Here is a 12374-nt window from a genome sequence, read left to right as displayed (position 1 = left end):
GCGCCTTTAGAATGCCAGGCTGCGCTCCATGGCCCGGCGGATAATGTCATAATCCTGATCGGCCCCCAGCAGGAACCCGTTCTTTGAAATCCGGCGGACAATTTCCTCGTTTTCCGAGGACAGCATCACACTGCGCATCGCCTGCAGCACGTTCTCCGGCATCTGCGATGACGCCAGCCAGGGCTTGGTTACATTGTCAAACGAGGCCAGCACCCGAATCGGCACCCCCTTGGCGACCAGTTTTTTATATGTGCTTTCCTTGAGGGCCCCTGCGGAGTATCTGCCCGCGCCCACGGCCTCGCCCACCAGATCGTGGCGGCCGAGATAAGCGAATTCATACAAATCGGCGCTGCTGATGCCGGCATCCAGCAGATATTCCTGAGCCAGGTAGCGGCCGATGGTCGACAGCTCATCACCGAAAGCAAAGCTGAGGCCGGCCAGGTCCTCCACCGTCTGCACGCTGCTGTCCTGGTGCACCACGATCACCCCCTTGAACCGCTTGCCGCCGTTCTTGGATTCCATCGCGACGATCCGGACGCCGGGGTTTTCCCTCATCACATGCACATAAGACGCCGGGCCGAAACGGGCGAAATCCACCTCGCCGCTGGCCAGCTGGCGGATCCCCTCGCCGTACTCCTTGGCGATCTTCAGCCGGATCGACACCGGCTCGCCCAGCTCTTCGCTCATACGGCCGGACAGGAAGGACAGGAACGGCTGGTACTTTTTAACCGTTGCAGTAGGTTTATCCGCCGCATAAGTGCCAAAAACCAGTTCAATCCCGGCCTGGCCCGGCCCCGGAAACCCAGCCGCAAGGCACGCGGACAGGGCAGCGGCCGGTGCCGCCGCCCGGAGCTGCCTCAGGAAAAGCTTAATGATACCAATGGTCCACTCAAACAACTTCACGGCTTTAGCCTCCTGACTGACATCGGCTGGCACAGCGGGCGGGCCTTTTCCCTTCGTTACATGCCACATGGTTAAGAATACAATGTTAACGCACGTCCAATTCGTGGAAAAATTTTGCGGTTCTTTTATTCTCCATCCTCTATATTAACGGTTCAGTAAGGTTTTCGTAATCTTTTAGGCAAATTCGCCACAATTTAGAATGCCCGCTCGAACTGGCTTAACAGGAAACGCCGTGAAGAATACCACTTTGCCCCACACAACCTCAGGGTTCCGCCAACGCTCAGTGCAAATTACTGTGCTAGCTGCACTTTTCTCGTCAGCCCCGGTTGCTGCCCTGGCCATCCCCTCGCCAGAGCTGGTGATTGGCTCGGTGTCTTCGCTATCGCAGGTTCTGGCTGTTGGAATTGCCATGATATCCGGCCTCGGCGCTGTTGTTGCGGCAAAACTGGGTTTTACCCCCAAGCCGGGCGGTTCTCCGCGGCGATACCCGGTCAAGCTGATTTCCGTGCTGGTTCTGGCGGCCATGGCGCTGGCGGCTGGTAACTACTGGCAGTATTCCTCGCATGCGCAGGCGGAACTGGCAAGACTGCAGGCCACCCTGACCCGGCCGGCGCAGTTTGACGGCACCACCATCAAGGACGCGACCCTCAAGGAGACCAGCTTCTCCAAGCAGGAGGATCACCCGCTGGCGATGAGCACAACCGATGCCGCCGCGGCGCTGGAGGACGGCTCCACCCTGTTCTACGACATCCGTGAAACCGGCGAGAACGCCATGGGTACCCTGCCCGGCGCCACCCATATCCGCTTCCCGGACTTTTTGGAGACGCGCCCGGTGCAGCCGGGCCAGAAGGTTGTGCTGTTCTGCCACAACGGCAACCGCTCCTCGGAAACCTGCGCCAAGCTGGCAGCCATGGGCATCGACTGCAGCTTCATCGCCGGCGGCATCGAAAAGTGGATCGTCGAGGGCCGCGAGTTCTCAGACAAGGACGTGCAATCCCTCTCCGACCTGCGCGCAATCCCGGAATACCCGGGCAAGGACGTGCTGCTGAGCACCGCCGATTTTGAGCAGCTGCTGACCACCGAGGACCTGCAGATCGTCGACACCCGCTACCCGGGCGACTTCGCATCCGGCCACCTGCCCGGCGCCGTCAACATCCCGATCCGCAAGATGACCACCGCGGACCTGATGGCGCGCATTGCGGAACTCGACCCCAACAAACCCACAATCGCTGCCTGCTACGACCGCCGCAGCTGCTTCATGAGCCAGGTGCTGGGGCTGGAGCTGTCGCAGCAGGGCATCGACTTCCGCGGCCGCTATACCCTGCCGTGGGAATACTTCGTCGCGCCCAAGCCGAAGCCGCATGTGCAGGCGTGGCTGGCCGACCAGCAGACCGGCCTGTGGGACAAGGCGATTTCGGCGCTGGCAGCCGCCCTGCTGTGGGTGCATGAGCGCAGCCATATCCTGCTGGGTCTCTTGGCGCTGTCGGTCGTGACCCGCCTTCTGGTGCTGCCGGTGGCGCTGAAGTCCGAACGCGATCAGATCATCACCAATGAGACCGCGGATGAGATGAAGGCGCTGAAGGAAAAACTGGCGCACGATCCCGTGCGTAAGGCACGCGCGGTGCAGGCGTTCTATAAGGACAAGGGCCTGACCCCGATGAAGAACCTCACCGCGCTTCTGTTCCTGCCGGTGATGATGCTGGGCGTCTCCGCCGCACAAGAGGCCAGCGCCTCGCTGCAAACCCCGTTCTTGTGGATGGCCGACCTTGGCGCGCCCGATCCGCTGTTCATCCTGCCGGTGCTGTTCTGTGCGCTCGCCGCCGTCTACCTGTTGTGGGCCGTGGCCAAGACCAAGCGTCAGAAACTCCTGTGGATGGTGCTGGGCATGCCTGCGCTCTTTGCTATGGTCTTCACGCTGACAGCGGCGGCCAATGCCTATCTCTGCTTCAGCCTGACGCTGCTGCTGGTGCAGCGCGCCTATGTCACCGGCATGCACCGCAAACTGGGCGAAGCCTTTGCCCTGCGCGCCCACAAGCGCCGCCTTGCCAAGCTGCCGCGCGGCGTGATCCCGATGGGTTACACCGAGGAGCTGGAGCACGCCGGCAACAAGGCCCTGCGCCTGTCGATCCTGCGCAACGCAGGCCTGCCGGTCCCGGGCGGGGTGATCGTGCGCTCTGACGCGATCCACGACTACCGCGAGATGTCTGACGCCAAAAAAGACGCCTTTGCGGCGAAGGTCTTTGCCCTTGCAGGCGGCAAACCGGTTGCCGTGCGCTCCTCCGCCAGCAACGAGGACGGCCACGACCAAAGCTTTGCCGGCGTCTTTGAATCGGTATTGGACGTGACTGCAGACACCATGCGCGCAGCACTTGACGAAGTTGTAACCAGCTTCTCGTCCGAACGCGCCGCCAGCTACTCCGGCGAGGGCGACAGCACCGATCAGGGCAACATCGTGGTGCAGGAAATGGTGCAGGCGGAATACGCCGGCGTCCTGTTCACCCAGGACCCGATGGCCCCCGGCATGGCGATGATCGAATGGGTCGAGGGCTGCGGCGAGGATCTGGTGTCGGGCCGCGTCACCCCGACCTCCCTGCGCTTTGGCCGCTACACCGGACTGCCCGCGGATGCAGATCAGGACCAGACCCTGGACATGGCGCCGCTGCTGGCGCTTGGCAAACAGATCGAGGACACCTTCGGCTGCCCGCAGGACGTGGAATGGGCCTATGCCAACGGCCAGTTCCAGATCGTGCAAAGCCGCGACATCACCACGCTGTCGCTTGGCACCGAGCAGGAGCAGACCCGTCTGGCCGAATGGCGCGATCTCTTGGACCGCTATGCGGACGCCGACCCGGATCAGGCCATTCTGGAACAGGACGAAATGTCCGAGGTCCTGCCCCGCCCCACCCCGCTCTCCTTCTCGCTGATGAGCGAGCTGTGGGCGCCGGGCGGCAGTGTTGATCTGGCCTGCCGCGAGCTGGGCGTGCCCTATGGCCTGCCGGAGGGGCGCGACGGCCATCTGGTCAATCTGTTCGGCAAGACCTACGTCGATGTGGCGCTGAAACAGGGCATGACCCTGAAACTCAGCGCTGCCAAGGCCAAGCAGCTGCGCAAACAGGCGCATCCGATGATCACCCGCTTCCGCGGCGAGGTGATGCCGGAGCTGAAGAACAAGCTGGCGATCTGGCAGGCGGTGGATTACGCCGCCCTGCCCCAGGACAAGCTCTTGGAGGCGATTTCCACCCTCAAGGACATGTTCATCCGCGAAGTCTACCTTGAGGCGGAGAAGATCAACATCCTGGCAGGATTCACCATGGGCGAGGCCGGCACGGCAGCGGCCGGCGACCCCGCCCTGCGCGCGCACCTCATGCACGCGGAACTGCCCAATGCACCCTCCAGCCTGCTGGCCTCCTGCACGGGCAAGGATGCCCAGGCCCGCGCCCTGCACCTGATGGGCCATCGCTCGATCTTCGATTACGAGCTGTCCTCGCCCCGCTACAGGGAGGCGCCGGCATTACTGAACTCCCTGCTCGGCAGTTCGGTGGAGCCGATCGGGTCCGTTCCGGTCCCGGCCAACCTGCCGGATGAGCTGGACGACACCATCGGCATCGCCATCGCCTACCAGGACCTCAAGGAACAGGCCAAGCACGAGGCCCTGCGCGTCGTCGCCGAACTGCGCCGCGCTCTGCTGGCACTGGGCCAGAACAGCGGGCTGGAGGATCTGGTGTTCAGCCTCACGTTTGACGAGCTGCTGTCCGGCGACTGGTCCGCACCTGCTCAGCTGCGCGCGCTGGCAGAAGCCCGCGCCGCCAAGGAGGAGCTGCGCAAGAAATCCGCGCCGACGGACGTCACACTCACCCTGCGCGACTGCGAACTGCTGTCGCTCGGCGCCCAGGCCCAGGCGGGCGATGGCACCATGGGCGGCACTTGCGTCGCGGGCAGCGGCAGCGCCACCGCCCGGGTGTTCTGGATGGAGGACGACAGCTGCATCGACCCCGCGGCCTTTGCCGACTTCCAGGACGGCGACATCCTGGTCTGCCGCATGGTCAACCCGGCCTGGCTGCCCTACGTCCAGCGTTCCGGCGCAGTGCTGTCCGAGGTCGGCGGCTGGCTCAGCCACATGGCCATCGTCGCCCGCGAAAAAGACGTGCTGATGCTGGTTGCCTGCAAGGGTCTCGACAGCCTGAGCCACGGCGAGCAGGTGACCGTCAGCGAAGACGGCACCATCCAGCCGCTTGAGGAAAAAGGCCTCAAGGTGGTTTCCGCCTGATCCAGCGGGACAGGAACAACAAACAAAGGCCCGCAGCATTTGGCTGCGGGCTTTTTGCGTAGGGCGGGCGATCTCCCCGCCATGTCCCCTCCCCTTGCGCTCTTGGCAAAGATTGCCATATCCTGTCCCAGCGAAAGGAACCCGCCCATGGCCACAATGAACGTCTCCCTGCCGGACCAGATGAAGGACTGGGTCGAGGAACAGGCCCGCACCGGCACCTATGCCAATTCCAGCGACTATGTCCGCGACCTGATCCGCCGCGATCAGGCCCGCGCGGCGGCCATCGCAGAGCTGCAATCCGCCATCGACGCGGGCCTTACCAGCGGCCCGGCTGAGGCGCTGAGCGCGCAGGACTTCAAGGCCGCCATGCGCCGCAATGGCTGAGCCGCGCTGGCGGATCCGCCCCGCCGCCCGCGCCGACCTTGCCGCAATCTGGCGCTATGGGCTGGAAACCTGGGGCGAGACACAGGCGGACGCCTATGCCGACAACCTGTTTGCCCTGTTCGACCTGCTGGCGGATTTCCCCGAAATGGCCCGCGAACGCCCCGAATTCACGCCTCCGGTCCGCATCCACCCCACCGGCGCGCATCTGGTGATCTACCGGGTGGAAGCAGGCCGCCCCGATATCATACGCATCCTGCATGCCCGCCAGGATCTGATGGCGTTCCTCTCGGAATAACACCCGTTCTGCCCTTGCCATTTTCCGCACATATGCTCTGATGCGGCGCATGGACCCGCATCTCGACCCCCGGAAAACCGCCCGGCTGATCCAGCATCTGAAGGACCGGATGGACACCCTGCCGCCCAAGTTGAAAACGGCAGCGAAATACGTGATCGACAACCCCGGCGACTTCGGCCTCGACACCGTCCGCACCTCGGCCAGGAAAACCGGCATTAGCGCCAATGGCTTTGTCCGCCTTGCGCAGCATTTGGGCTATGACACGTTTGAGGCCTTCCGCGCCCCTTTCCGCGCTGCGCTGACAACCACGCACGAGGCGGATCTTGGCCAGGACTGGCTCGACCGCATGAGCACCGAAAGCCCCGCTGGCGCGCTGCAGGCAGCGGCAGCGCGCAACCAGATCAACATCACCTCCCGCTCCCTGCGGCTGATGACCGCCGAGCGGACGCAAGCCATCGTGGACACGCTCACTTCCGCCCGCCGCAGCTATGTCACCGCCACCCGCTCCTCCTACGCGCTGGCCTACTACTTCCATTACGTCGGCCGCATGGCCCTGCCGGGGCTGGAGCTGGTGCCGCGCCACATGGGCGCCGCTCTCGATGACCTGCTGGACATCGGACCAGAGGACTGCCTGATCGCCGTCACTTTCGCCCCCTACTCCGCCGGCACCATCCAGGCGCTGCGGCTGGCGGGCGAGCGCGGCGCATCGGTGATCCTGATCTCCGACAGCGAGGTGATTGCCCCCGGCATCCGCACCGATCACGTGCTGGCGGTGGCGGCCAACTCGCTGCACCCCTTCGGCGCCATCGGCGGCGCGATGGCGGTGCTGGAATGCCTGCTCACCCATCTGATCGCGGCAGGCGGCGAAGACGCCCGGCGAAGGATCGAGGCCTATGACGCCCTGCGCCAGGACAGCGGCGCCTACTGGAGCGGCCCGAAACTGCCGCGGGTGGGGGGCTGACCCCCCTGCCCCGTGTCCTCAGACGTCCCCGTCAATGAACGGGTTCTGCGCCTCATACTCGTCCCGAGTGGTTCGCGTGTGATCCCCTTCAAGACGCACCGACGCCATCGCCCTGTCAGCATAGATCTCTGACCGCAGCGGCCAGTCCTGTGCCTCATCAAACAGCCCCGGCATCAAGTCAAAGGGGCTGCCTTCCTCATCCACGTCCCGCATCCACAGATGCGATCCGCAAGTGCTGCAAAACGCCCGCTCAGCAAAAGCAGAGGATTGATAGCGCGCCACCGGCCCCTCGACCGTCACCGCCTCCGCATCGGCCTCGAAACACAGGAACAGCCCGCCGCTCCAGCGCTGGCACATGCGGCAGTGGCATGCCCCGGGGCGCGGATCATGCGCGCCCTCAACACGGATTTTCACAGCGCCGCACAGGCAGCGCCCTTCCAGAACATCGCTCATGACGAACCTCCTCAGCGGCACGGAGAAGATACAGCAATTCGGGCCTGTGCGGCAGCCTTCCCGGTTAGAGCCGCAAGTCCGCCTCCTCCGGCGCCAGCACGTACTTCAGGTCATAGACCACCGCGCCTTCGGCCCCCAAGGCACGGATCGCCGCGGCCCCCATCTCCCGGAACTCCGAATGCGCCACCGCCAGCACAATCCCCGCATAGGCGCCCTGCCCCGGCGCCGGCACCAGCGGAATGCCGTATTCCTCCCGCGCTTCCTCCGGATCGGCATGGGGGTCATAGACATCGACCAAGGCCCCGTACTGCTGCAACTCGCGCACCACGTCGATCACCCGCGTGTTGCGCAGGTCCGGGCAGTTCTCCTTGAAGGTCAGCCCCATCACCAACACCCTTGCACCCGCCACCGGCAACCCGCGTTTCAGCATCGCCTTGACCATTTCGCCCGCAACATAGGCGCCCATGCCGTCATTCAGGCGGCGGCCCGCCAGCAGGATCTCCGGGTGATAGCCCAGCTGCTCCGCCTTGTGAGTCAGGTAATAAGGGTCCACCCCGATGCAATGCCCGCCGACCAGACCGGGGCGGAACGGCAGGAAATTCCATTTGGTGCCAGCAGCTTCCAGAACCGCCTGGGTGTCGATCCCCATCTTGTTGAAAATCTTGGCCAGCTCATTCACCAGCGCGATGTTGATGTCCCGCTGGCTGTTCTCGATCACCTTGGCGGCCTCCGCCACCCGGATGCTGGCGGCCTTGTGGGTGCCTGCGGCCACCACCTCGCGGTAGAGAGCATCGACCCGCTCCGCGACCTCTGGCGTGGAGCCGGAGGTCACCTTCACCACATCCTTCAGCCGCCGTTGCTTGTCGCCGGGGTTGATCCGCTCCGGGCTGTAGCCGGCAAAGAAATCCGTGTTGAAGGTCAGCCCCGACCGCGCCTCCAGCACCGGCACGCAGTCTTCCTCGGTGGCACCGGGATAGACGGTGGATTCATAGATCACCAGATCGCCCGGTTTCAGCACCCCGCCTACGATGGCCGAGGCCGCCAGCAGCGGGCTCAGATCCGGGCGGTGGCTGGCGTCCACCGGCGTCGGCACGGTGACGATATAGATCGAACAACCGGCAATCTCCGCCGGGTCCGACGTGAACTTGAGAAATTCCGCCGCCGCCAGCTCTTGCGGCTCCAGCTCGCGGGTGCGGTCCTCGCCCCGGCGCAGCTCCGCGATGCGGCCCGGATCTATGTCAAACCCGATGACCTCCCGGTGCTGCCCGAACGCCGCCGCCAGCGGCAGCCCCACATAGCCAAGGCCGATGATACAGATCCTGTCCTGCGCGCCGCTCATTCCGGGCTGCTCCTTGTTCCGCGGGACTGTTCAAGCCGAGCCCCCTGCCCGCCCACATAAGCCCCTGCCCCCAAGGGGTTCAACCATATGGGCAAAGTTTCGGCCTCACGCCTCCACAACAATCGCGGAGACCGCGCCGTCCACGTCGCGGCAGGCGGCCAGCAGCCGCGGCATCAGATGCGACATGACATAATTCGCATGAAACCGGCTTGGCGCCTTCAGCACCAGACGGCCGCCGGCCCGGCCGGCCCGCTCCAGCCCCTGCACCCAGGACGCATAATTCGCCGGGTCCTCCGCATGCAGCACCGCCTTGGCCAGACTCCACTCGCTGCCGTCCGAGACATCCGGCGCTGGCGCCGCAGCCCCGGGGCGCAAGGGCACCACGTTCGGCGCAGGTTCGTCCGCGCCTTGCATCCGGTGCTCAAAGTCCGGGCCCACCGCCCCCCAGCGCTCCTGGGTGTCCGCCAGCAGCCGCTCCAGATCAATGCCGTATTCGGTGACCCGCCCGCGGGCGCCCTGGCGTTTCACCACCAGCCAGCCCATGCCGCGCAGCTTGGCCATCTCGCGCTTCACCGTGCGCTCATCGACATCCCACAGCCGGGCAATCTCGCGCTGGCCCACCGCCAGCTCATCGCGCTGCCAGTTGTAGCGCGCGGTCATCAGTGTCATGAACCGCAGCACCAGCTTCTGCGCCCCCTTGCCCTGGCCAAGCGCATAAGCCCCCATCGCCGTGAGGATATCGTACTTCAGCGCAGAGGCGTTGCGCCCCGCAGGCCGTTTGGCAAGCATTGCTGCCCCCGTTTCTCCCTCCCTGGCCTCTTGGCCGGGATATGCTGCCTCAAGTGTTCCCAGCCCGTTTGCTGAGAAATGCGTTGGCCGGTTTAGCTCCAAACTCAACGCTATTCGTTTGTTGTACCCGATTTGCGTCCGGAATTCCGATTCTGTCAAGCGCTGGCGGGAATTGAATTCAACCCTAATCCCTTTTTCGAAAGAAAAATTGGTATCAATGGTATTGGGGGACATCCAAGGTGACCCCTATTCGAGCAGAAATGTCCCCCAATCTGCTGTATCCGGCTCTAGGGTGTCCCCCTAAATCTGGCGTCAGAACCCCAGAAAAAACCAGTGAAACGAATCGCTTGGCGTCAGCCTTCCGAATCGCCCCGGCCCTTATTTCACGGGGCCTTCCGCAAATGTGTCCCCGCGGGGACAGGACGCTCTTTGTGACCATATTAGCTTTTGCGTTTTTTGCAAATTCGGCGTAAATGGATATTGAGGCTGAATTAGCGTCCGCGAAAAGGGACGCTGTCAAAAACAACACCGTGTGAGGCTAAGGAGCAGTGATGTTTACACACGAAGACCTGTCCAAGATGCAGGCCCAATCCCTGAAGATGCAAAGCTGGATCCGCCAGCAGACCTTCTCCCCCGAAATGGAAAAGACCCTGCGCCGGTTCTCCTCCTGGGAAGTGGCGGAGCTGATCTTCCGCGTCAACCAGTCGACCCTGCGGGGACGGCTGTCGGCGGATCCTTCCCTGCCCCAGGGCCATGTTGAGGAGGACGGCCGCCAGCGCTGGTATTCGCTGGAGGAGATCAACGAGCTGCGCCGCCGCATCAAGATCAACCGCAAATCCCTGCTGCCCAAGCGCCCCGCGGGGAAACGGGCGCTGCGGGTGGCGATCTCCAACTTCAAGGGCGGCGCCGGCAAATCCACCGTTGCCCTGCATTTCGCCCATGCCGCGGCGCTGGACGGCTACCGGGTGCTGTGCGTCGACTTCGACCCGCAGGCGACGCTGTCCCACTCCATGGGCCTCAGCGACGTGACCGAGGATTACACCGTCTGGGGCATCATGGCCCGCGACCTGGTGCGCGAGACGGAGCGGATGAACGCGGTCACGCAGGGCGCCGAGTCCGGCACCGCCCTGCCCCAGCGCCAGCTGCCCGACGCGATCACCGGCATGGGGCTGCAGGATCTGCGGGTCAGCGATTTCGTCAAGCCGACCAGCTGGCCGACCATCGACATCATTCCTTCCTGCGCCAACGCGGCCTTTGTGGAATTCGCCTCCGCCCAATACCGGCACCTGAACCCGGAATGGTCGTTCTTCGCCGCCGTGTCCCGCTATCTCGACCAGCTGCCGGCCGAGGACTACGACCTGATGATTTTCGACTGCCCGCCCGCCATTGGCTACCAGTCGATGAACGCGGTCTTTGCCGCCGACATGCTCTATATCCCTTCCGGCCCCGGCTACTGGGAATATGACTCCACTACGTCCTTCATCGGCCAGCTGTCTGAGGCGCTGGAAGATTTGTCGGCCTTTAACGGCGTTGTCCCCGCGGGGACATTTGCCCTGCCCAAGGTGTTCCAGGACGTCCGCTTCCTCCTGACCCGTTACGAAAGCGGTAACGATTTGCACCGTGCGATGCGTTCGGCATTTATGAAGGTGTTCGAGGGTAGAATGACCGAGCACCCGATCGAGATGACCCGCGCAGTCGAGCAATCGGGCCGCTTCCTGAGTTCTATCTATGAAATCGATTACCGGGACATGACACGCGAAACCTGGCGCCGTGCGCGGGCGTCGTTTGATCAGGCCTATGATGAATTCAAGGCATACGCGCTGGAAGCCTGGGAAAATCTGGAGGATGAGGCATGAGCAAACGCAGAGTCTTCGACATCGACTTCCCGACTGAACCAAACGACCCCTCCGAACCAAAGATGCCCCTCGCGGAGACCGCCGTCCAGAAGCCGGACCAACGGATGCGCAAACCGTCTGAAGCGCGCCGCGGGCCGATGGCCACCGCGATCTCCGAGAACGCCGATGCGTTGCGCAGCCGGGCTGAGGCCGAGAAGAAAATCCGCGATGAAAACGACCGGCTGGCGCATGAATTCGTGCGGCTGAAGAAGCTGGGCCTGGTGGTCGACCGGATCCCCGTTGGACGGATTGGCGCGACCAAGCTGATCCGCGACCGGCGCGAGGGGCGTGATCCGGACCTGGACGAACTGAAGGCCTCGATCAAATCCATCGGCCTGTCGAACCCGATCCGGGTCGAGGAAAACGAAGACGGCACCTATGAGCTGATCCAGGGCTACCGCCGTCTGCGCGCCTATGTGGAGTTGCTCCGGGAAACAGAGGATGAGGCTTATGAGCATATCCCCGCGGGGCTGGTGGCCAAGGGCGACTCGCTGCAGAGCCTGTACCGCCGGATGGTGGACGAGAACCTGGTGCGCCGCGACATTTCATTCGCCGAAATGGCCCAGCTGGCGCTGAGCTATACGCAGGACGAGGGCACCGGGGCGAAGTCACTGGAGGATGCGGTCAGCGACCTTTACGCCTCTGCGGGCCGTCAGAAGAAGATCTATATCCGCCATTTCGCCCAGCTGCTGGGCGCGGTGGGTGATCTGCTGAAGTTCCCGGAGGCGATCCCGCGCGCGCTGGGTCTGGAGCTGCGGAAACGGCTGGAGACTGACGCGGCCAGCATTCCGGAGCTGCGGGAGGCGCTGACGCAGGCGCGCGCCGAAACGGAAGAGGCGGAGCTGACCGTGCTGCGCGGTTTCGCTGAGGGCAAGCGCAAGCCCGCGCCCCGCAGCGCCGCAGCACCGCGCGCAGGCATCGCCAAGACCACCCTGCGCTGCACTGTCCCCGCGGGGACAGTCCGCTGCCAGGCGCGCGACGGCAAGATCGAGATGGCGATGGAGCGCGACTTCTCGGAGATCGACCGGCACAAGCTGGAAGACGCCATTGCGGCTTTCTTTGCCGCCTTGGAAGAACAAGACTGACCC

At 64.0% G+C, this 12374-nt stretch carries 10 protein-coding genes; 6 read left to right on the top strand and 4 right to left on the bottom strand.

Annotation, left to right across the window (positions count from 1 at the left end; translation table 11 throughout):
• Positions 1-6: 6 nt before the first annotated feature.
• On the bottom strand, positions 7-903 hold the full coding sequence (locus tag ACTRWG_RS17880) for a PhnD/SsuA/transferrin family substrate-binding protein (RefSeq protein ID WP_027233812.1): 897 nt from the start codon (positions 901-903) through the stop codon (positions 7-9).
• Between the two features lie 199 nt (positions 904-1102).
• Here ACTRWG_RS17880 and ACTRWG_RS17875 point away from each other — a divergent pair, with 199 nt between their 5' ends.
• From ACTRWG_RS17875 to ACTRWG_RS17860, 4 genes are all read left to right on the top strand, one after another.
• The gene (locus ACTRWG_RS17875) at positions 1103-5170 is read left to right on the top strand and encodes a PEP/pyruvate-binding domain-containing protein (RefSeq protein ID WP_462829726.1); all 4068 of its coding nucleotides are present in this window, start codon (positions 1103-1105) and stop codon (positions 5168-5170) included.
• Positions 5171-5317: 147 nt separating this feature from the next.
• Positions 5318-5554 carry a type II toxin-antitoxin system ParD family antitoxin gene (locus tag ACTRWG_RS17870; RefSeq protein ID WP_027233810.1) on the top strand — a complete coding sequence of 79 codons (237 nt, stop codon included), beginning with the start codon at positions 5318-5320 and terminating at the stop codon, positions 5552-5554.
• Complete coding sequence (locus ACTRWG_RS17865; protein ID WP_027233809.1) at positions 5547-5849, top strand: type II toxin-antitoxin system RelE/ParE family toxin; 303 nt, start codon at positions 5547-5549, stop codon at positions 5847-5849. Before ACTRWG_RS17870 ends, ACTRWG_RS17865 begins: the two co-directional genes overlap by 8 nt.
• Before the next feature lie 49 nt (positions 5850-5898).
• Complete coding sequence (locus ACTRWG_RS17860; protein WP_027233808.1) at positions 5899-6810, top strand: MurR/RpiR family transcriptional regulator; 912 nt, start codon at positions 5899-5901, stop codon at positions 6808-6810.
• Positions 6811-6828: 18 nt separating this feature from the next.
• Here the strand turns inward: ACTRWG_RS17860 and ACTRWG_RS17855 are convergent, their stop codons facing one another.
• The 3 genes from ACTRWG_RS17855 to ACTRWG_RS17845 all read right to left on the bottom strand — a co-directional run bounded on the left by ACTRWG_RS17855 (position 6829) and on the right by ACTRWG_RS17845 (position 9391).
• Positions 6829-7263 (bottom strand): GFA family protein, encoded by a 435-nt coding sequence (locus ACTRWG_RS17855; protein WP_027233807.1) that lies wholly within the window; start codon positions 7261-7263, stop codon positions 6829-6831.
• A 64-nt stretch (positions 7264-7327) separates the two neighbouring features.
• Positions 7328-8602, bottom strand: coding sequence for a Vi polysaccharide biosynthesis UDP-N-acetylglucosamine C-6 dehydrogenase TviB (gene tviB / locus ACTRWG_RS17850; protein ID WP_027233806.1), 1275 nt, complete (start codon positions 8600-8602; stop codon positions 7328-7330).
• Between the two features lie 105 nt (positions 8603-8707).
• Positions 8708-9391 carry a DnaA N-terminal domain-containing protein gene (locus ACTRWG_RS17845; protein ID WP_027233805.1) on the bottom strand — a complete coding sequence of 228 codons (684 nt, stop codon included), beginning with the start codon at positions 9389-9391 and terminating at the stop codon, positions 8708-8710.
• Positions 9392-9942: 551 nt separating this feature from the next.
• On the opposite strand from ACTRWG_RS17845, the gene ACTRWG_RS17840 reads away from it, so the two are divergent.
• Both ACTRWG_RS17840 and ACTRWG_RS17835 read left to right on the top strand, forming a co-directional pair.
• Entirely contained in the window at positions 9943-11247 is a 1305-nt protein-coding gene (locus tag ACTRWG_RS17840) for an AAA family ATPase (RefSeq protein ID WP_027233804.1), read from the top strand.
• Positions 11244-12371, top strand: a complete 1128-nt coding sequence (locus tag ACTRWG_RS17835) for a ParB/RepB/Spo0J family partition protein (RefSeq protein ID WP_027233803.1) — start codon at positions 11244-11246, stop codon at positions 12369-12371. The genes ACTRWG_RS17840 and ACTRWG_RS17835 overlap by 4 nt, the downstream gene beginning before the upstream one ends.
• Positions 12372-12374: the final 3 nt, after the last annotated feature.

This window comes from Leisingera sp. G5_S3_59_S7, assembly GCF_054968485.1.
Note: the sequence above shows the minus strand (reverse complement) of the source record. Positions and strands in the feature narration are given on the sequence as shown.